This is a genomic window from Janthinobacterium sp. 344 (assembly GCF_900112025.1).
GTDB lineage: Bacteria > Pseudomonadota > Gammaproteobacteria > Burkholderiales > Burkholderiaceae_D > Janthinobacterium.
In genome coordinates, this window is the sequence record NZ_FOKL01000002.1 from 63,171 (window position 1) to 81,930 (window position 18,760).

Consider the following 18,760-nt stretch of genomic DNA (forward strand, 5'->3'; position numbering starts at 1 on the left):
CATGAAGCGCCGGGCGCGCTCTGGTAGAATAGCCGGATCAACAGTGTCCGGCGCCGCCGGGCCTAAGGTCAGCACCCGCCACCACATATCCATGTTTAGTTTCTTCAAGAAAAAACCCGTCGCCCCCGAGGCCACGCCAGCCGAGTCCCTCGTCCCCCCCGCCGCCACGCCGCCTGCCGCACCCGCATCGGCGCCGTCAGCCGCTCCCTTGAGCGGCGCGCCGGCCGAACTGGTGCCCGTGATCGTGGCCGCCGAACCCGAGAAAAAATCGTGGATGACGCGCCTGAAGGCGGGCCTGTCGAAAACCTCGAATACCTTGTCCGTGCTGTTTGTCGGCGCGAAGATCGACGACGCCCTGTACGAAGAGCTGGAAGCGGCGCTGCTGATGTCCGACGCGGGCATCGACGCCACCGAATTCCTGCTCACGGAACTGAAGAAAAAGGTCAAGGAAGACAAGCTGCTCGACGCCGCCGCCGTCAAGGCCGCCTTGAAAGTGCTGCTCATCGAGCTGCTCTTGCCGCTGGAAAAGCGCTTCGAGCTGGGCCGCCACAAGCCGCTGGTGATGATGATTTCCGGCGTGAATGGCGCCGGCAAGACCACCACCATCGGCAAGCTGGCCAAGCACATGCAGTCGAACCAGCAGTCCGTGCTGCTGGCCGCGGGCGACACCTTCCGCGCCGCCGCGCGCGAGCAGCTGATGGTGTGGGGCGAGCGCAACAATGTGACCGTGATTTCGCAGGAATCGGGCGATCCGGCCGCCGTGGCCTACGACTCGGTGCAGTCGGCCAAGGCGCGCGGCATCGACGTGGTGATGGTCGACACGGCGGGCCGCCTGCCGACGCAGTTGCACCTGATGGAAGAATTGAAGAAAATCAAGCGCGTGATCGGCAAGGGCATGGAGGGCGCGCCGCATGAAACCCTGCTCGTCATCGACGGCAACACGGGCCAGAACGCCCTGACGCAAGTGAAGGCCTTCGACGATGCCCTGCAGCTGAGCGGCCTGGTGATCACCAAGCTGGACGGAACCGCCAAGGGCGGCGTGCTGGCGGCGATCGCCCGCGTGCGGCCCGTGCCCGTATATTTCATCGGCATCGGTGAGAAAATTGAAGACTTGCAGCCCTTCGTGGCTGCCGAATTTGTCGAAGCGCTGCTCGGATAAACTACCTACATGATTGAATTTCAGCACGTCTCCAAGCAATACTCCCCCGACGCAGTGGCGCTCAGCGACATTTCGCTGAATATTGCCAAAGGCGAACTGGTGTTTTTAGCGGGCCCATCGGGCGCCGGCAAATCCACCCTGCTGAAAATGATCGCCGCCATGGAACGCCCCACGTCGGGCAAGCTGATCGTCAATGGCCAGGACATGGCGAAGATCAAGCCGGCCGGGGTGCCCTTCCTGCGCCGCAACATGGGCCTGATCTTCCAGCAGCAAAAACTGCTCAACGACCGCTCCATCCTGGCCAACGTCATGCTGCCGCTGCTCGTCGTCGGCGCGCACAAGGTGGCCGCCGAGCAGCGCGCGCGCGCCGCGCTGGATAAAGTCGGCCTGCTGGACCGCGCCATGGCGCGTCCGCTATCGCTGTCGGGCGGCGAACAGCAGCGCGTGTCGATCGCGCGCGCCATCGTCAACCGGCCGCAGATCATCCTGGCCGACGAACCGACGGCCAACCTGGACCGCGCCAGCGCCAACAAGGTGCTCGACGCCCTGAAAGCGTTTCATTCGGTGGGCGTGACCTGCCTCATTTCCAGCCATGACGAACAGATGCTCGATGCCGCCGCCCGCGTGATCCACCTGAAAAACGGCCAGCTGGTGGCCATCGACAAGGCGACTCAGGCGCCCGTCTTCGCCCCGCCCGATCCCGATTTCGCCCCCGGACCCGATGACGGCGAAGGAGAACGCGCATGAGAGGCTGGTTCCGTCAACACCGCTTCGCGCTGGGCTCGGCGCTGATTCATCTGCGCAAGTCTCCAGGCGGCTTTTTATTGAACGTCGTCGTCGTCGCCATCGCCCTGTCGCTGCCGTTCGCCGGCTTGACCATGCTCGACAACGTGCGCCCGATGTCCGAACAGATGTCGGTCGACCCGGAAATCAGCATCTTCCTGAAGATCGACACGCCGCGAGAGCAAGCCGTGGCCCTGGCCGGCGAGATGCGCAAGATCGTGCATGACCAGAAAGCCAAGATCGTCTTCGTGCCGCGCGAACAGGCGCTCGATTCGCTGAAAAACAAGAGCGGCCTGGCCGACGTGCTGAGCACCCTGGGCGACAATCCCCTGCCGGACAGCTATGTGCTGAAGCTCGATGCCTTCAACAGCGCCAGCGAAGCGCAGGATGTCGATGCGGTGGCGGAACAGTTGCGCCACCTGCCCGGCGTGGAATCGGCGCAGGTCGACTCGGCCTGGGTCAAGCGCCTGGCGGCCCTGCTGGGCGTGCTGCGCCTGGTGCTGCTGCTGCTGGCGATCACTTTGGGCGTGGCCGTCATCGCCGTGGTCTTCAACACCATCCGCCTGCAAGTGATGCAGCAGCGCGATGAAATCAGCATCTCGAAACTGATCGGCGCGACGGACACCTTCATCCATCGCCCCTTCTATTACACGGGCGCCCTGCTGGGCCTGTGCGCGGGCGCGCTGGCCCTGGGCGCCGTGGCGCTGGCCCTGCAGCCGCTGAATACGGCGATTGCCGAGTTTGCGCGCCTGTACGCGTCCGAATTCCAGCTGGTGCCGCTGGCGCCGCTGCCGATGGCGGGTCTGCTGGCCGTCAGCGCCAGCCTGGGCCTGATCGGCGCCTTCCTCTGCGTACAGCGCCACCTGGCGCGCCTGAACTGACCTTCCTTCCCCATGGCGGCGCCAGCGGTGCCGCCATGCGTCCTACTGGTCCTTGTTTTTTTACTATTCGCCCCATACTGCGATTATCTTGACATTTAGCAAGTATTCTTAAGGCTCGCTTCAGCTTGCGGCCGTAGACTATGTCTGTTGAAATGAAAAAGCGCGTGGGTCTGGCGGCAAGCGCCGGACACTGCACGCGGCAGTCACCATGCGCCCTGGCGGCGTCTTTCAGATAAGGTATCAACTAGTAAATCGCCATAGTATTTAGGCTATCGGGACGATTAAATGTGCCGATTGGCACTCTCAAGCAGAGAGTGCTAATATAGGGACATACCACGGCAGAACCGCCATGAGCGCCAGATGAAGATGGTGCCGCGATCTGCGAAGCGCAAGACCGAATACGCAAAAACGAACGAAAAAACGGACCATGTCGCGTGACATGGCCAACTGGAACAAAGCAAGACTACGAGGGAGAAAACATGACTATGATGTCCGCAACGTCCGCATTGGTTCCGACCAAAAATAATGCGCTGGGCCTCGGGTTCACCGGCAATCTGGGCAATATCGACGCCTATATCTCGGCCGTGAACCGTCTGCCCATGTTGACCCATGACGAAGAAATTTCGCTGGCAAAACGCCTGCGTGAAAAAAATGACCTGGCCGCCGCGCAAGAACTGGTGCTGTCGCACCTGCGCTTGGTGGTCTCGATTGCCCGCGGCTACCTGGGCTATGGCTTGCCGCACGCCGACCTGATTCAGGAAGGCAATATCGGCTTGATGAAAGCCGTGAAACGTTTCGATCCGGACCAGGGCGTGCGCCTGGTGTCGTACGCCATGCACTGGGTGAAAGCCGAGATGCACGAGTACATCCTGAAAAACTGGCGCCTGGTCAAAGTGGCGACGACGAAGGCACAGCGCAAGCTGTTCTTCAACCTGCGCAGCCACAAGACGGGCCTCGATGCGATGACGCCGAAGCAGATCGATGCGCTGGCCAAGCTGCTCGACGTGAAGCGCGAAGAAGTGATCGAGATGGAAACGCGCTTGAGCGGCCGCGACATCGCACTGGAATCGCCGACCGACGATGAAGACGACAAGTTTTCGCCGATCGCCTACCTGTCGTCGGAGCAAAGCGAGCCGACCAAGGTGCTGGAAGCGGAACAAGTGACGCGCCTGCAATCGGAAGGCCTGGAAACGGCCTTGAGCAAGCTCGATGCCCGTTCGCGCCGCATCATCGAAGCGCGCTGGCTGGCCAACGACGACGGTTCCGGCGCCACCCTGCACGCGCTGGCAGAAGAGTTCGGCGTGTCGGCCGAACGCATCCGCCAGATCGAAGTGGCAGCACTGAAAAAAATGAAGGGCGCGCTGGCGGCCTACGTGTAATACCCGGCAAGAGCCGCAGTAAAAAGGCGCCGCAAGGCGCCTTTTAGTTTTCAACTTTGATGTTTATCAACAGATAAACATTGTCTGCCGTTAAGCTGCAGCCAAGCCTTTGGTGATCAGCTCGGCGACTACCTCGTTCAGATCCGCGCCGCGCTCCTTGGCCAGGGTCTGCAATTGCAAGACCAGGTCGCTATTGAGCTTGACGGCGAATGGCACCAGGCCCAGGGCCTGATCGCGCTTGCGCTGTTCGCGGCGGTCGATGACCACCGCTTCCTTACCGAACGCACCGGCGCCGGGAACGTGCATCTTTCCCATCAGTTTCTTGGCATCGCTTTTGGCCAGGTCGGTTTTTTTCATGGTTGTTTCCTGATTTTCAAAACAGCCATTCTACGCAGTAATCGGTGTGCCGCGTGGCCGGCGCATCAATTCATCCGCAGCGCGCCAGGAGTGCGCCGGAAAAATATCAATTTGCTATTATCATTTTTATCTCTTGCGTGCGCGCCACGCCGAGGACGCTCTATCTGAAAGGAAAAGCATGCATTACCTGAACCGCCCTTATCGAACCCTGCTGCTGCCCCTGCTCATCGCCTGCCTGGCCGTACTGGCCGGCTGCGGCGCGGCCGGCAGCGCCGGCGACGCGGAAAACACCCCGCGCAGCCTCACCCACGTGCTCTCGCCAGGAGAACAGGTGGCCATCACGGCCACCGACACGTTGAAACTGGAGCGCGTCAACGACAGCCGCTGCCGCAAGGGCGCCGTGTGCGTGTGGAAAGGATACGTCAGCTACAGTTTCAGTTTACTCAACAGCGCCGGCGCCACCGACATCGTCCTGTCCGACTCCATGCCCGGCGGCGCCAGTTCCGTCACCGTCAACCACCTGACGTTCACCCTGCTCGACGTCGACCCGGCCACGCCGCCCGCCCTCAACGCGGCCGAGCCCACCTACCGGGTCAAGGTCAAGATTACGCAGAACGCCGTGCCACGGTGATTGTCCTGCGTCAACTTCCGGATGCTAGGCAGGTGCCTGCCTGAGGCGTTATCATCGTGCGATTCATTCACTAAGGCAGCACGATGATCGTATTCCAGGGCCTGGCCAAACAGTATGGGAGCTTCGCGGCCGTCAAGCCACTCACCTTGCAAGTGGGCAAAGGCGAAGTCTTCGGCTTCCTGGGGCCGAACGGGGCCGGCAAGACCACCACCATCCGCATGCTGATGGGCATCCTCGTGCCCAGCGCCGGCCGCGTGCTCATTGATGGCCTCGATTGCCACCGCGACGGTGCCGCCGTCAAGCGCAAGGTGGGCTATTTGCCCGACAATCCCATCTTCTACGATTATTTGCGGGGCCGTGAAATCCTGCAGTTCGTCGCCGCAATGCACGGCTATCCGCGCGCCGAGGCGGCCGCGCGCACGGCGCGCCTGCTGACGGAATTCGGCCTGGATGAGGCGAGCGAGGATTTCGCCGTGAATTACTCGCTGGGCATGAAGAAGAAACTGGGCCTGGCCTGCGCGCTGATCCACGATCCGGCCGTGCTGATCCTCGACGAGCCGATCAACGGCCTGGACCCGCGCGCTTCGCGCGACGTGCAGGAACGCCTGCTGCGCATCGCCGCGGCCGGCACCACCATTTTTGTCTCCACGCATTTGCTCGACATGGCGCAAAAGCTGTGCAGCCGGGTCGCCATCATCCACCGCGGCGCACTGGTGGCCACGGGCAGCCTGGACGATATCCGCCAGCAACTGTCCAGCGATGGCAGCCTGGAAGACATTTTCCTGCAACTCACCGACGAAACGGCTGCCGCGTGATGCCCGCGTCACCGGGCAACTGGCGCGCCGTCTGGCTGCTGACCCGCTTGCGCCTGCAGCGCCTCGTCAACGTCAGCGGCAGGGGATTTTCTTTCAAGAAAGGCGCCAAGAGCCGCGCCGCCACGCCGGGCAAGAAACGCGGACGCTGGCTGCTGGGCGTGCTGCTGGTGCTGCCCATGCTTTTTTCCTTCGGCAATATCGCGCGCCATAGCCTGCTGAACCTGCATTGCCTGCTCGACCAGGTGGCCGCCTGCCAGGCCAAGGGCAGCATGCAGACCGACAGCCGCCTGCTCGACCCCGTCATCGCCCAGCTCATCGACACGCCGTTCAGCGCGGCGCTGACGGGCGGCCTGACCCTGCAATTGATGCTGCTGTGGCTGGTCAGCGTGCTTGTGCCGCTGGGCATGGGGGAACTGTCGAAACCGGACTGGGACCTGGAATGGCTGGTCACCCTGCCCGCCGAGAAAGGCACTTTGCTGTGGGCGCGTGTGCTGGAGCGCACGATCGTCAATCCGGCCGGCTTGCTGGCCTTGTGGCCCAGCACCACCATGATCGCCTGGTACTCGGGCCAGGGCTGGCTGTCGCCGCTCACCGCGCTGTTGGCCAGCCTGGTCTTGCTGGCCCTGGCCGCCATGCTGCGCACCCTGGTCGACACGGGCTTGCGCCTGTCGCTGACGCCCGCCCAACTGGGCAACCTGCAGGCGCTGCTGTCGATGGCCGGCCTGTTCCCCATGTATATGAGCATGTCGTTTGGCATGGCCACGGGCGGCTTCGCCTATGACTGGGCGGCATCCATGCCCGCCTGGAGCGCCTGGACGCCGCCCGGCCTGCTGGTGCGCCTGCTGAATGCCAACGGCGCCGCCACCTTGCTGCCGGCCGCCCTGCTGCTGGCGCAAAGTGCGCTGCTAATGCTGCTGGGCATGGCCATGCTGCGGCGCCAGTTGCGGCACGGCGTGGTGGGCGCGGGCCAGCGCGAAGCGAGCCGCAAGAGCGCCCCGGCGGCGTTGCCTGCCGGCACGCGCTTCGCCCGCCTCGGCACGGTAATCCAGCGCCGCGAACTGACCCTGCTGATGCGCGACCGTAACTTCATGGTGCAAACCCTGTTGTTGCCGCTGCTGATTATCGGCGGCCAGTTCTTGTTTACGGGCCAGGCGCGCGACATGCATGCGCTGCTGGCCAGCCCCGCCCTGCTGGCCGCGACGGGCTTTTTCCTCGGCACCTATGTGCTGATGATGTCGGCTTTCCAGACGCTCAACAAGGAAGGCGGTGCATTGTGGCTGCTGTACACCTTCCCCGTCTCCGTCGAACAGGCGCTGCGCCAGAAGGCGCAGCTGTGGGCCGTGCTGGCCCTGGTGTATCCGGCGCTCCTGTTTGGCGCGGCGCTGGCCTGGCTGCCCGGCTGGCAGTGGGACCTGGCGCTGCTGATGCTGCTGGCCCTGGCCGGCATTCCCCTGTATTCGATCATCGCCGTGGCCCTGGGCGTGTTTGCCAGCGATCCGCTGGCCACCGAGGTGGCAGCCAGGATGCGTCCCACCTATATGTATCTGTACATGCTGCTGACGGGCCTGTACATCGCCGCGCTGGCGGCCGGCAGCCTGGCACAGCAGCTGGCCTTCGTCGTGCTGACGGCGGCGCTGGCCGCAGCCCTGTGGCAAAAGGCGCGCGATGAAATGCCCTACCTGCTCGACCCGGCCGCTTCGCCGCCGGCCAGGGTGTCCGCCTCGGACGGCCTGCTTGCCGCCATGCTGTTCTTCACCTTGCAGACCCTGGCCTTGCTCCTGCTCAAAGGCGAAGTGGCCGCACCGCTGGCGCAAGTGGCCATCGCCTTCGGCGGCGCCGGCGCGCTCACGTATGCGCTGGTGCGCCTCGTGTATTGGCGCAGCAGGACGGCCGGCGTGCCGCGCATCGGAACAGGCCGGCAACCGTGGCGCTGGGGCGCGGCGGGTGCGGCCGTGTCGGCCCTCTGCGGCATCGCCTACACCCTCGTGCTGCAGCCGCCCGCGGCAACGGCCTTGAGCAGCAACCCGTGGAACGCCCTGTGGCTGCTGGGCTTGACGGTACTGGCCGCGCCCCTGTGCGAGGAATTCATTTTCCGCGGCCTGATCCAGGGTGGCCTGCGCCGTTCGCTGCCGGCCTGGCAAGCGATCGGCATCGCCGCCGCCCTGTTTGCCATCGTGCATCCTCCCGCGTCGATGCTGCCCGTGTTCGTCCTGGGCCTGTGCACGGGCCTCGCGTACGAACGCAGCGGATCGCTGCTGGCTCCCATGCTCGTGCATGCGGGCTATAACGCGGCCATCCTGGCGTTCCAGCTGAGCAAGTGAGGCCTATTTGCTAGAATCGCACACGTTTTGCGTCTGCGCCCACCCCCTGACTACGCACCGATCACGCATGAAGCCATCCTTGCCCATTCCCCTCTGCCTCGCTGCGCTGCTGAGCGGCTGTACCGTACTGGCCTTGCAGCCCAACAGCGGCGTGGAAAACAGCACGTTTGCCGTGCAGGAAGCGCCGCGCCTGCGCATCGATGCTCCGAAGGCGCGCATCCAGAACCCGCTGCCCAGCGAGCACTTCATCGGCATCGCCCTGTCCGGCGGCGGCAGTCGCGCAGCGAATTTCTCGGCCGCCTCGCTGGAGCAGCTGGAACAATTCGGCCTCGTCAGTGGCGCCTCGGCCATCTCCGGCGTGTCGGGCGGCGCCATCGCGGGCGGCTACTATGCCTTGCATGGACAGCGGACGGACTGGCCCTTGCTGCGCAGCAAATTGAAAACGGATTTTTTCAGCCAGACCATCCTCAAGCCGGCCAACCTGACGACCATGCTGCTGACGGACAAGACCCGCACGTCTTTCCTGTCCGACGTGTTTGATGATGTGCTGTACAACAAGAAAACCTACCAGGACCTGCCCCATGACGGCCCCATCTTCCTGGCTAACGCCACCGATGCCACCGATGGCGGCAAGCGCGTGGTGTTTTCTTACGAATACTTTTATAACACCCTGCATTCGCCCATCCAGGACATCCGCCTGGCCACGGCCGTGGCCACCTCGGCCGCCTTTCCCGGCGTGTTCGACTCCGTCACCTTCGAGCGCTTCCGGCCGAAAAACAGTTTCGTGCCGGAACTCGGTTCCGAGTCGCGCGAATCGCCGTCGTACGTGCACCTGTTCGATGGCGGCGCGGCCGACAACCTGGGCGTGGAAACCCTGTGGGACGTGGCCCTGACGCAGCTGTACGGCAACGACATGGCTGTCGTGCCGCCGCGCCTGAACAGCAAGCCCTTCATCCTCATTTCCATCGATGCCAACGCGCCCAATTCCAGCGCCGTGTTTGAAAAGATGTCGGATGAACGCAAACCGCTGGACCGCATCTTCAACAAGAATATCTACGATGCCGTCGACGCCCTGTTCTCGCGCCAGCGCCGGGAAAACCTCGTCAAGATGGGCTTCGGCCAAGCCCGCTTCGATACCATCACGCACGAAAACTTCGGCGACCTGAGCCAGAAATTCGTCAAAGGCAAGCGTACCTCGTCCTTTGCCATTCCCGTGCTGTGCCGGCCCCACATGGGCCAGTTCCGCTGCGAAATCGACGCGGCCGATCCCCTGCCGGGCCAGGTGCGCACCACCCTGGAAGGTTTCGCCTGGCATATTTCCATCGATGAAATCGCCTCACTGGCGCTGCGCCTGTCCAGCGACGATGCCGAGGTCGATTTTGCCCGCAAACAGGAACGCGCCGCCCTCGTCAAACTGCAGCGCCTGGCCACGCAAACCAAGACCCACTTGAAGCTGACGGGGCCGGAAAATTGCAGCCCGGACGTGCTGCAGTCGGCCCTGTACAGCGCGGCGCGCGTGCTCATCCTCGACGACGAGGAATCGCGCTTCGCCCTGTGCGACTACATGCTGCAAGGTGGCCTGATCAATGACGGCACCGTCTGCAAGCAACGCTACGTGCACGCCGTGCCCAGCTTCGCCATCGAAAGCGAAGATTTACAGTACCGCAACCTGAGTTCGGACGGCAACTCCGTGAATGTGCCGATCCGCTGCAAGAAGTGAGCGCGCACAAAAAAGCCCGCACGATCGCTCGTGCGGGCTTTAGCGCAAGGATTCCTGGCGCCCGGCCGATTTAGATCAGCCGACTACGCCTGCGCATGTAGCTGCGGCTTAACGCACCTTCCAGTTCCTGCTCCGTCTTATGCTGGTTCACCGTGTACAGGGCCCACAGGGCCGCCGGCGCCCAGCCGATCACAGTGCACTGCATGATCAAGGCGGCGACACCGGCCAGCGGGCGCCCCAGCATGAAAAACGTGAGACACGGAAGTAGCAAGGCTATCAGCAATCGCATCACGACATACTCTCCTTCAATATAGAGCAGCGGACAAGGGCCGGTATCCGGTCCGTCCCCCGCCCGCTGCGTACTGCTCCTTATAGATGCACTGAGATTTGCGGCATGAGGTCGTCAAAGGTGCGACCGTTGCCGTTTTCTCCGATGGCGTGCATCTTCCATTCGCCGTTATGGCGGTACAGCTTGGCCATGATCTGTGCCGTGTGGGAACCTTGCACAGACAGGTTGAAACGCGCGATTTCCTGGTTATTGCTGGCATTCAAAATGCGGCAATAGGCGTTCTCCACCTGCGAGAAGTTCTGACCCGTGAAGCTGTTGACAGTGAAGACCAGGCTTTTCACGTGCGCCGGCACCTTCGACAGATCGACATTGATCTGTTCGTCGTCGCCATCGCCCGCGCCCGTGCGGTTGTCGCCCGTGTGGACAATGCTGCCGTCCTTGCTTTTCAGCTGGCGGAACCAGACGATATCGGAGGTGCCCTTGTTCTCATCGAACATGACGCACGACGCGTCCAGGTCGACGGCTTCCGTCTTCGAACCGAAACCGAGGAAACCCTTGGTCTTGACGGCATCCCAGCCCAGGCCCATGGTGATACGGGTAAGGGTGGTACCAGCTTCTTTGTCCAGAGAAATCTTCTGGCCCTTGCTCAAATTGACAGACATACGCATAGCTCCTGTTTGCTTAGTTACATCAAATATTAATTACGCCGGCTTGCTTTGCGTCCAGGCGAGGAAAGCCGCACGGTTGCGCGAGCACACGAGGATTTTTCCCGTGCCTGAAAATTTCAATACCATGCCTTCGCCGCTGGTCTGGCTATTGATCAAATTGCCCAGAAAGCCGCCGCTGCTGCCGGTCGTGATGGAAATCTCGTATTGCAGGCGCTTGTCCCAGCACACGACGTGCGCGTTATCGATCACCACGTCCTTGCCAGGCGTCACTTCCAGTATCGACATCGCGCCAAAACCGGACACCGCCAACTGGCCGCTGCCTGCCGTCTCGGTGATGAAAAACCCACCGCTCTGGGCAAACAGCGCATTGCCAAGGCTTTGCGTGCGCACCTTCAATTCCACGCCAGCACTGGCCGCCACGAAGGCGCCGTCGCTGATCATGTATTGCTGGGCGCCGACCTCATTGCCTACATCAAGCACCCGCATCGCGCCGGGCAAGGTGGGCGACAGCAGACAGTCGCCGTCGCCCCGCATGGCCTCGATATGCTGCTGAAAGAACGATTCGCCGTTGGCAAAGGTGCGCATCAGCGCGGCGCCGATGCCGCCGGTCATCTTGCCTTTCAGCTCAAGATTGGTTTCCATCATCACCATCGCATCGGATTCGCAATAAATCTTCTCGCCCTTGGCAAGCGATACATGCAGGAACGGGTCGACGTCCCCGGTAATAGTAAAAACTGGCATCTGCCCCTTCCTTCCTCAACGATGATGGTGATGGCGGCGGCCCGCGCTGCGGACCGCCTTATTGACAACTTACACGCCGACGCCGAAAGACGCGGCGAGTGGACCCAGGCCACCCTTGTAGCCCTGGCCGATGGCCTTGAATTTCCAATCGCCGCCATTGCGGTAGATTTCGCCGAAGACCATGGCCGTTTCCGCCGAACCGTCTTCCGACAGGTCGAAGCGGGCGATTTCCGTGTTGCCGTTGGCATTCACGCAACGCACGTACGCCTTCGACACCATACCAAAGTTTTGCTTGCGCGCTTCGGCATCGTGAATCGTGACGCAGACGGCGATCTTGTCGATGTCGGCTGGCACCGCGGCCAGGTCGACGACGACGGTTTCATCGTCGCCATCGCCGGCGCCCGTGGTGTTGTCGCCCGAGTGGGTGACGGAGCCGTCGCTCGACTTCAGGTTGTTGTAGAAAATCATGTCGACGTCGGCGCGTACCTTGCCGTCGGCCTTCAGCAGGAAGACGGACCCGTCGATGTCGAACGCGGCGCCATCGGTGGCGCGGGCATCCCAGCCCAGGCCGATGATCATTTTCGAAATGCCAGGAGCTTCCTTGCTCAGGTTGACGTTGCCGCCCTTTTGCAGACTGATTGCCATGATGTATTTCTCCTATGTGAAATAAAGTCCAGCTAATGTAGTAATGAACACCTGGCGTCCTCCACCGGCCTGACTCCCCAGGCCGGCGGCGACGCTTGCTACCACTTGCCGACAAACCGGTGTCGTCGTTTGTCGCGCTTTCTTTACACTGCCTTGACCGCTTCCAGCGCTTCCGTCCGGCCTTCTTCCAGGGCCATCCTGCGCTTGTGGCGGATCGACGACCACAGCGAGGCGAGAATGAAGGCCACGCCGATCAGACCCGTGAAGATCTCGGGAATGTGGAACTTCATGCTGACCAACATGATCACGGCCAGGATACCGATCGCATAGTGCGCGCCGTGTTCCAGATAAACGAACTCGTCGAGCGTGCCCTTGCGCACCAGGAACACCGTCATCGAACGCACGAACATCGCGCCGATCGCCAGGCCCAGCATGATGATCACGACATCCTTGGTGATGGCGAACGCGCCGATCACGCCGTCAAAGCTGAACGAGGCGTCGAGCACTTCCAGGTACAGGAAGCCGCCAATACCGCCGCGCTTGATGATGTCGCCCATGTTGCCGTCGCCGTTATCGCCTTCCAGCAAGCCGCTGATCACATCCACGCCCACGTAGGTCAGGATGCCCCACAGGCCGGCCGTCAGGACCACCAGCTTCTGGCCTTCTTCGATCATCGACAGGCTGACCATCAGCGTACCGAGCGCGATCATCACGGAAATCGACGAAATCTTGCCCAGCGCGCCCAGTTTTTCTTCAATACGGCCCAGCCAGTGCGTTTCCTTCTCCGAGTCCAGCAGGAAGTTCAGGAACACCAGCAGCAGGAAAATGCCGCCGAAGGCCGCCACTTCCGCGTGGTGATTCGTCAGGTGCATCGAATACTGTTCCGGATTGCTCAGTGCCAGATTCCATACTTCCAGCAAGCCCAGGTCCGCCGCTTGCGCCACGATGACCAGCGGGAACAGCAGACGCATGCCGAAGACGGCGATGATGATGCCCACGCCCAGGAACAGGTTTTGCCAGAACTTGTCCCAGTTCTTCAGCACCGAGGCGTTGACCACCGCATTGTCGAACGACAGCGAGACTTCCATCACGCCCAGGATCACCGCGATGCCGAGCGCCGCCAGCATCGTCTGCACGCCACCGTGCGTGTAACCCCACCAGGCGGAAATGCCCAGGCAGATAAATGTCACTAGAAATGACACTCTGAAATGTTTCATCGATAGTTCCCCTTTATCCAAATTCAATGGAACGTAGTATAGGGACGTGTGACACATTTAAAAATAGAAGATAATGGAAGCATTACTTCGTAAAAACAGAAGATAGGCCCCAACGATGAAAACCACCGGTTTCAATTACCGCCATTTGTACTTCTTCTGGGTCGTCGCCAAGGAAGGCGGCGTGACGCGCGCGGCCGAACGCCTGGGATTGGCCGTGCAAACCATCAGCACGCAGCTGGCCCTGCTGGAAAAGGAACTGGGCAAGTCCCTGCTGCAGCCGCAGGGAAGGCGCCTGGTGCCGACGGAAGCGGGGCGCCTGGCGCTGGGCTACGCGGACCAGATTTTTCTCTTGGGCGAGCAGATGCAGGACGCGCTGGCCGATGCCGACGCGGAAAAGATGCGCCTGACGGTGGGCATTTCCGATTCCCTGCCGAAACTGATGGCCTACCGCATGCTCGACGCCACGCGCAGCCTGGACCAGCCCGTCAAGCTGGTGTGCCTGGAAGATGAATTCGAATCCCTGCTGGCCGACCTGGCCCTGCACAAGCTGGACCTGGTCTTGACGGACCGCGCCGTGCCGGCCGGCGCCAGCCTGCGCGTGTCCAGCCATCTATGGGGAGAAAGCGCCATGAAGCTGTTCGCCATCCCCGCGCTGGCCGAGCGCTACCGCGAGGACTTCCCGCACCGCCTGAGCGGCGCGCCGTTCCTGCTACCGGCACGCAATAACGCCTTGCGCGGGCGCATCGACGAATGGATGGTGCAGCAAGGCGTGCGGCCCGACGTGGTGGGCGAGTTCGAGGACAACGCCATGCTCAACGCGTTTGGCCGCAAGGGCCTGGGCCTGTTCTTCGCCTCGGCCAGCCTGGCGGCCGACATCGAGGAGCAGTTCGGCGCCGTGCTGGTGGGCGACGCCTCGTCCCTGCGCGAACAGTTCTATGTCATTTCCAACGAGCGCAAGATCATGCATCCGGCGCTGGACGTGATCCTGGCCGCCATCCAGGGCCACCCGAAGATTCACAAGGAAAGCTGATAAATCCATTCGAAAATAACGTTTGAATAATTAATCAAAAGCGATTGTAATCAAGCCTGAGACAAACACGCGCCTGCCGCCCCACGGCAAGGCGCGATCACCATAAAAACAGGTATCTACAGGAGCGGCACCATGTCCACGGCAGGCAAGACGATCGATATTCCCGATCTCATCAATAACAACCGGATCGGCTCCTTCCAGATCGGCATGCTGATCCTGTGCGGGCTGTGCGTCATCATGGATGGCTTCGACGTGCAGGCCATGGGCTACGTGGCGCCCGCCATCATTGCCGACTGGCACGTCAGCAAGGCCAACCTGGGCCCCGTGTTTGGCGCGGGACTCCTGGGCATGCTGGTCGGTTCGCTCGTCTTCAGCATCACGGCCGACAAATTCGGCCGCCGCCCCGTGCTGATCGGCTCGACCATCTTCTTTGCGCTGTGCATGCTGGTCACGCCCCTGGCGACGACCATCGAGCAATTGCAGCTGATCCGTTTTATTACCGGGCTGGGCCTGGGCGCCGTGATGCCGAACGCCATGGCGCTGGCGGGCGAATACAGCCCGCTGCGCAAGAAAGTCACCCTGATGATGCTGGTCTCCTGCGGTTTTACGCTGGGCGCCGTGCTGGGCGGATTATTGTCCGCCGCGCTGATTCCCGCGTTCGGCTGGCAATCCGTGTTTTACGTGGGCGGCGTGGTGCCCTTGGTGATCGGCGTGCTGATGTTCTTCCTGCTGCCGGAATCGATGCAATTCCTGGTCCTGAAGAAACGCCAGTTGGATAAGGTCGCCAAGTGGCTCAAGCGCATCGACCCCACCGTCACCATCACGGCCGAGACGCAATACGTGGTGCATGAAAAGGCACACAAGGGCGCGCCCGTGCTGCAATTGTTTACGGGCGGCCGCGCCAAGATGACGATTTTGTTGTGGGTCATCAACTTCATGAACTTGCTCAACTTGTATTTCCTGTCCAACTGGCTGCCGACCATCGCCAAGGAAGCGGGCCTGTCGACGGCCAACGCCGTGCTGGCGGGCACGGCCCTGCAAGTGGGCGGCACCATCGGCACCCTGGTCATGGGCCAGCTGATCGACCGCTCCAGCTTCCGCCGCATCCTGCTGCCGTGCTTCCTGGTGGCGGCCGTGGCGATCGCCCTGATCGGCCGTCCCGACGTGTCGCTGGCCTTTTTGTTCATCACCATCTTCATCGCCGGTTTCTGCGTGGTGGGCGGCCAGCCTGCCGTCAATGCCCTGGCGGCCAGCTACTACCCGACCACCCTGCGCTCGACAGGCATCGGCTGGAGCCTGGGCGTGGGCCGCATCGGCTCCATCATCGGCCCCGTGCTCGGCGGCGAACTGATCCGCCTGAACTGGCCCAACAGCACGATTTTCCTCGTCGTCGCCATCCCCGCCATCGTCTCGGCCGTCATGGTGTTGGCCATGCGCGGCGGGCCGCAGACGGCCGCCCAAGGCTGATTCAGGCAGAAAAACCGCCGCGCGCGCCCGTCTTTCCAGCGCGCGCGCGGCAAAATTAGGCTATGGCGCCCTTCGTCGTTTAAGATGACGTTTTATCAGCCCATCTGTTTGCGCCCCCATGCACAATGTCTTGCTAGTCCTGCTCGCCCTCTTCCTGGTCGCGCTGAACGGTTTTTTTGTTGCCGCCGAGTTTGGCATCGTCACCTTGCGGCGCACGCGCATCCGCGCCATCGCCAAGACACAGGGACTGCGGGGCCGCATCCTGGCCAAGGTGCATGGCCAGCTGGATGCCTACCTGTCCGCCTGCCAGCTGGGCATCACCCTGGCGTCGCTGGGCCTGGGCTGGGTCGGCGAACCGGCGTTCGCCGGCCTGCTGGAGCCGCTGTTCGGCGTCGTCGGCGTCACCTCGCAAGAACTGATCCACGGCGTGTCGTTCGTCGTCGCCTTCAGCGTCATTTCCTTCCTGCACATCGTCGTGGGCGAACTGGCGCCCAAATCGATGGCCATCCGCAACCCGGAAGCCGTCGGCCTGTGGAGCGCGATCCCCCTGTACGGTTTCTACTGGACCATGTACCCGGCCATCTACCTGCTCAACGCCAGCGCCAACTGGGTGCTGCGCATGGCGGGCCTGTCCGGCAAGGGCGGCCACGATGCCCACTACTCGTCGGAAGAGCTGAAACTGATCCTGCGCACCAGCCAGCCGGGCGAGAAATTTACGCGCGACGAGCGCAACATCCTGGCGCAGTCGCTCGATTTCGAGCAGATGACGGTGTCCGACCTGATGCGCCCGATCAATGAAGTGATCGCCCTGCACGCGTCGAACACGCTGGAAGAAAACCTCGACACGGTGTTGCGCAACCGTTTCAGCCGCTATCCGTATTTCGATACCAACGGAGACGACGTGCTGGGCGTGGTGCACCTGAAAGACCTGTTCTTCGCCCAGCAGGCGGGCAAGCCGATCACCTCGCTCACGCCGTTTCTGCGTCCCGTGGACATCATTTCCGCGCGCACGCCGGCGCTGGAACTGTTCCGCCGCTTCCGCGACGGCGCGCCGCACTTCGCCCTGATCGGCGAAAAGGGCAAGCGCCCGCTGGGTTTCATTACCCTCGATAACTTGCTCGGCGCCATGGTCGGTGAAATCCGCGATGAATTCCGCCGCAATGAAAACGACTGGCTCAAGCAGAGCGACGGCACCCTGATCGGCAAGGCCAGCCTGCCCATCTTCTCGCTCGAACGCATCCTCGGCATCGATATCGAAAACGAGGAACTGGGCCTGGACGACGTGGAATCGGTGGGCGGCTTGATCATGGTCAAGCTCGGCGACATCCCGAAACAGGGTCAGCGCATCACCTTTGTCGACTTCGACATCGTCGTCAAGAAGATGAACGGGCCCCGCATCGTGCTCATCAAGGTGATCCCGAAGCAGGAACGCGACCTGGACGCGGACTTGAGGGATTGAGCAAGGACATGACCCGAAGCGAAAGGCCCGGGTCGGACCCTGAGGGTCCGACCCCGGTCCTTGCCGTTGGGTTATACACGGCGCGCAGACTTGCGCGGCGGATTACTTCTTCAACGTAATCGTATCTTTGCCCTGCGGCACGGTGGTTTCGCCCACCGTCCACGTTTGCAGCAGGCTGTACAGCACAGCCAGCAGGGTCGGGCCGATAAAGATGCCGACGAAGCCGAAGGCCAGCACGCCGCCCAGCACGCCCAGCAGCACCAGCAAGAACGGCAGGCTGCTGCCGCGGCTGATCAACATGGGTTTCACGACGTTATCCACGCCGCTGATCAGCAGCGCGCCCCACACCAGCATGAAGATGCCCCAGCCCGTCTGGCCGTCCGAAAACAGCCAGATGGCGGCACCGCCCCAGATCAGGGGCGGCCCGACGGGAATCAGCGAAAAGATGAAGGTGGCCACGCCCAAGAGCGCGACGGCGGGCACGCCGGCGATCAGAAAGCCGATCACCGCCACCAGGGCCTGCGCCAGTGCCGTGCCCAGCAAGCCGTACATGACGCCGCGCACGGTGCGGCTGATGGTCAGCGCCACGCCCGGCGCGCTGTCGCCGATGATGCGGCCAGCGCCCGTCATCAGCACCCGGCTCAGTTGCTGGCCGTCGCGGTAAAGAAAGAAGCTGACGAACACGGCCAGGCTGGTCTGCGCCAGTCCCGTGCCCAGCAGGATGCCGCCCGAGGCAAGGAAATGGCGCGCCGGTTCCAGCAGGGTTTTACCCAGATTCAACAGTTCCTCGCGGTCGTCCAGCAGGCGGCGCACATAGCCGTCGATGGTTTCCCCGACCAGGGGGATGCTGGCCAGCCAGGCGGGAGGCTGGATGCCGCCCGCTTCCAGCGCGGCGCGCAGCTGTTCATAGATGCGCGAGACATTGTCGGCCAGGTTGTAGGTGACGAGGGCCAGCGGCAGCACGATGACCAGCACCAGCGACAGGGTCATGATGGCGGCGGCCCAGTTGCGGCGGCCTTTCAGGCGGTCGAGCAGGAGGATGTACAGGGGCCAGCTGGAAATGCCCACGCAGGCGGCAAACAGCATGGCGGCGAGGAAGGGCCGCAAGACGAAAAAGCAGCCGATCAACAGGAAGATGATGGCTGCCAGGCGGGCGTAAGGCTCGAAACGTTTATCCATGTACTGCGTATCCTGAAGA

The 18,760-nt window shown here is 62.4% G+C and carries 18 protein-coding genes; 11 read left to right on the forward strand and 7 right to left on the reverse strand.

Going from position 1 to position 18,760, the window contains the following annotated elements; all coding sequences use genetic code 11:
* Window positions 1-91 precede the first annotated feature (91 nt).
* The 4 genes from ftsY (at window position 92) to rpoH (ending at window position 4,202) form a co-directional block, all read left to right on the forward strand.
* Window positions 92-1,159, forward strand: a complete 1,068-nt coding sequence (ftsY, locus tag BM193_RS06495) for a signal recognition particle-docking protein FtsY (RefSeq protein ID WP_092803385.1) — start codon at window positions 92-94, stop codon at window positions 1,157-1,159.
* A 9-nt stretch (window positions 1,160-1,168) separates the two neighbouring features.
* The gene (locus BM193_RS06500; RefSeq protein ID WP_092803382.1) at window positions 1,169-1,906 is read left to right on the forward strand and encodes a cell division ATP-binding protein FtsE; all 738 of its coding nucleotides are present in this window, start codon (window positions 1,169-1,171) and stop codon (window positions 1,904-1,906) included.
* Window positions 1,903-2,823 carry a permease-like cell division protein FtsX gene (ftsX, locus tag BM193_RS06505; protein WP_092803379.1) on the forward strand — a complete coding sequence of 307 codons (921 nt, stop codon included), beginning with the start codon at window positions 1,903-1,905 and terminating at the stop codon, window positions 2,821-2,823. The genes BM193_RS06500 and ftsX overlap by 4 nt, the downstream gene beginning before the upstream one ends.
* Window positions 2,824-3,302: 479 nt before the next feature.
* Window positions 3,303-4,202 carry an RNA polymerase sigma factor RpoH gene (gene rpoH / locus BM193_RS06510; protein ID WP_175533181.1) on the forward strand — a complete coding sequence of 300 codons (900 nt, stop codon included), beginning with the start codon at window positions 3,303-3,305 and terminating at the stop codon, window positions 4,200-4,202.
* 90 nt (window positions 4,203-4,292) lie between these two features.
* On the opposite strand, the gene BM193_RS06515 is transcribed toward rpoH, so the two are convergent.
* A complete protein-coding gene (locus BM193_RS06515; protein ID WP_092803373.1) occupies window positions 4,293-4,559 on the reverse strand; it encodes a hypothetical protein in 267 nt (88 codons plus the stop codon).
* Window positions 4,560-4,737: 178 nt separating this feature from the next.
* Between BM193_RS06515 and BM193_RS06520 the strand changes: the two genes are divergently transcribed.
* From BM193_RS06520 to BM193_RS06535, 4 genes are all read left to right on the forward strand, one after another.
* Window positions 4,738-5,190 (forward strand): hypothetical protein, encoded by a 453-nt coding sequence (locus BM193_RS06520; protein ID WP_092803371.1) that lies wholly within the window; start codon window positions 4,738-4,740, stop codon window positions 5,188-5,190.
* Window positions 5,191-5,273: 83 nt separating this feature from the next.
* Complete coding sequence (locus BM193_RS06525; protein WP_092803309.1) at window positions 5,274-6,005, forward strand: ABC transporter ATP-binding protein; 732 nt, start codon at window positions 5,274-5,276, stop codon at window positions 6,003-6,005.
* Entirely contained in the window at window positions 6,005-8,326 is a 2,322-nt protein-coding gene (locus BM193_RS06530) for a CPBP family intramembrane glutamic endopeptidase (RefSeq protein WP_092803306.1), read from the forward strand. Before BM193_RS06525 ends, BM193_RS06530 begins: the two co-directional genes overlap by 1 nt.
* Window positions 8,327-8,393: 67 nt before the next feature.
* Complete coding sequence (locus BM193_RS06535) at window positions 8,394-10,046, forward strand: patatin-like phospholipase family protein (protein ID WP_092803304.1); 1,653 nt, start codon at window positions 8,394-8,396, stop codon at window positions 10,044-10,046.
* 70 nt (window positions 10,047-10,116) lie between these two features.
* On the opposite strand, the gene BM193_RS06540 is transcribed toward BM193_RS06535, so the two are convergent.
* The 5 genes from BM193_RS06540 to BM193_RS06560 form a co-directional block, all read right to left on the reverse strand.
* Window positions 10,117-10,335, reverse strand: a complete 219-nt coding sequence (locus BM193_RS06540) for a YqaE/Pmp3 family membrane protein (RefSeq protein ID WP_092803302.1) — start codon at window positions 10,333-10,335, stop codon at window positions 10,117-10,119.
* An 80-nt stretch (window positions 10,336-10,415) separates the two neighbouring features.
* A complete protein-coding gene (locus BM193_RS06545; protein ID WP_092803300.1) occupies window positions 10,416-10,997 on the reverse strand; it encodes a TerD family protein in 582 nt (193 codons plus the stop codon).
* A 39-nt stretch (window positions 10,998-11,036) separates the two neighbouring features.
* Window positions 11,037-11,744, reverse strand: coding sequence for a TIGR00266 family protein (locus BM193_RS06550; RefSeq protein WP_092803298.1), 708 nt, complete (start codon window positions 11,742-11,744; stop codon window positions 11,037-11,039).
* A 69-nt stretch (window positions 11,745-11,813) separates the two neighbouring features.
* Window positions 11,814-12,389: a TerD family protein gene (locus BM193_RS06555; RefSeq protein WP_092803296.1), complete on the reverse strand. Its 576-nt coding sequence runs from the start codon at window positions 12,387-12,389 to the stop codon at window positions 11,814-11,816.
* Window positions 12,390-12,532: 143 nt separating this feature from the next.
* The gene (locus BM193_RS06560; RefSeq protein WP_092803293.1) at window positions 12,533-13,606 is read right to left on the reverse strand and encodes a DUF475 domain-containing protein; all 1,074 of its coding nucleotides are present in this window, start codon (window positions 13,604-13,606) and stop codon (window positions 12,533-12,535) included.
* A 115-nt stretch (window positions 13,607-13,721) separates the two neighbouring features.
* On the opposite strand from BM193_RS06560, the gene nhaR reads away from it, so the two are divergent.
* The 3 genes from nhaR to BM193_RS06575 all read left to right on the forward strand — a co-directional run bounded on the left by nhaR (window position 13,722) and on the right by BM193_RS06575 (window position 17,562).
* Complete coding sequence (nhaR, locus tag BM193_RS06565; protein ID WP_092803290.1) at window positions 13,722-14,636, forward strand: transcriptional activator NhaR; 915 nt, start codon at window positions 13,722-13,724, stop codon at window positions 14,634-14,636.
* A gap of 132 nt (window positions 14,637-14,768) precedes the next feature.
* Complete coding sequence (locus BM193_RS06570; protein ID WP_092803287.1) at window positions 14,769-16,103, forward strand: MFS transporter; 1,335 nt, start codon at window positions 14,769-14,771, stop codon at window positions 16,101-16,103.
* A gap of 118 nt (window positions 16,104-16,221) precedes the next feature.
* Complete coding sequence (locus tag BM193_RS06575) at window positions 16,222-17,562, forward strand: hemolysin family protein (protein ID WP_092803284.1); 1,341 nt, start codon at window positions 16,222-16,224, stop codon at window positions 17,560-17,562.
* A 102-nt stretch (window positions 17,563-17,664) separates the two neighbouring features.
* Here the strand turns inward: BM193_RS06575 and BM193_RS06580 are convergent, their stop codons facing one another.
* Entirely contained in the window at window positions 17,665-18,741 is a 1,077-nt protein-coding gene (locus tag BM193_RS06580; RefSeq protein WP_092803281.1) for an AI-2E family transporter, read from the reverse strand.
* Window positions 18,742-18,760 lie beyond the last annotated feature (19 nt).

What these genes read in the sequence shown, in the direction of transcription:
- ftsY (WP_092803385.1), top strand. Translation starts at nt 92, where the DNA reads ATGTTTAGTTTCTTCAAGAAAAAACCCGTCGCCCCCGAGGCCACGCCA.
- BM193_RS06500 (WP_092803382.1), top strand. Translation starts at nt 1,169, where the DNA reads ATGATTGAATTTCAGCACGTCTCCAAGCAATACTCCCCCGACGCAGTG.
- ftsX (WP_092803379.1), top strand. Translation starts at nt 1,903, where the DNA reads ATGAGAGGCTGGTTCCGTCAACACCGCTTCGCGCTGGGCTCGGCGCTG.
- rpoH (WP_175533181.1), top strand. Translation starts at nt 3,303, where the DNA reads ATGACTATGATGTCCGCAACGTCCGCATTGGTTCCGACCAAAAATAAT.
- BM193_RS06515 (WP_092803373.1), bottom strand. Translation starts at nt 4,559, where the DNA reads ATGAAAAAAACCGACCTGGCCAAAAGCGATGCCAAGAAACTGATGGGA.
- BM193_RS06520 (WP_092803371.1), top strand. Translation starts at nt 4,738, where the DNA reads ATGCATTACCTGAACCGCCCTTATCGAACCCTGCTGCTGCCCCTGCTC.
- BM193_RS06525 (WP_092803309.1), top strand. Translation starts at nt 5,274, where the DNA reads ATGATCGTATTCCAGGGCCTGGCCAAACAGTATGGGAGCTTCGCGGCC.
- BM193_RS06530 (WP_092803306.1), top strand. Translation starts at nt 6,005, where the DNA reads ATGCCCGCGTCACCGGGCAACTGGCGCGCCGTCTGGCTGCTGACCCGC.
- BM193_RS06535 (WP_092803304.1), top strand. Translation starts at nt 8,394, where the DNA reads ATGAAGCCATCCTTGCCCATTCCCCTCTGCCTCGCTGCGCTGCTGAGC.
- BM193_RS06540 (WP_092803302.1), bottom strand. Translation starts at nt 10,335, where the DNA reads ATGCGATTGCTGATAGCCTTGCTACTTCCGTGTCTCACGTTTTTCATG.
- BM193_RS06545 (WP_092803300.1), bottom strand. Translation starts at nt 10,997, where the DNA reads ATGTCTGTCAATTTGAGCAAGGGCCAGAAGATTTCTCTGGACAAAGAA.
- BM193_RS06550 (WP_092803298.1), bottom strand. Translation starts at nt 11,744, where the DNA reads ATGCCAGTTTTTACTATTACCGGGGACGTCGACCCGTTCCTGCATGTA.
- BM193_RS06555 (WP_092803296.1), bottom strand. Translation starts at nt 12,389, where the DNA reads ATGGCAATCAGTCTGCAAAAGGGCGGCAACGTCAACCTGAGCAAGGAA.
- BM193_RS06560 (WP_092803293.1), bottom strand. Translation starts at nt 13,606, where the DNA reads ATGAAACATTTCAGAGTGTCATTTCTAGTGACATTTATCTGCCTGGGC.
- nhaR (WP_092803290.1), top strand. Translation starts at nt 13,722, where the DNA reads ATGAAAACCACCGGTTTCAATTACCGCCATTTGTACTTCTTCTGGGTC.
- BM193_RS06570 (WP_092803287.1), top strand. Translation starts at nt 14,769, where the DNA reads ATGTCCACGGCAGGCAAGACGATCGATATTCCCGATCTCATCAATAAC.
- BM193_RS06575 (WP_092803284.1), top strand. Translation starts at nt 16,222, where the DNA reads ATGCACAATGTCTTGCTAGTCCTGCTCGCCCTCTTCCTGGTCGCGCTG.
- BM193_RS06580 (WP_092803281.1), bottom strand. Translation starts at nt 18,741, where the DNA reads ATGGATAAACGTTTCGAGCCTTACGCCCGCCTGGCAGCCATCATCTTC.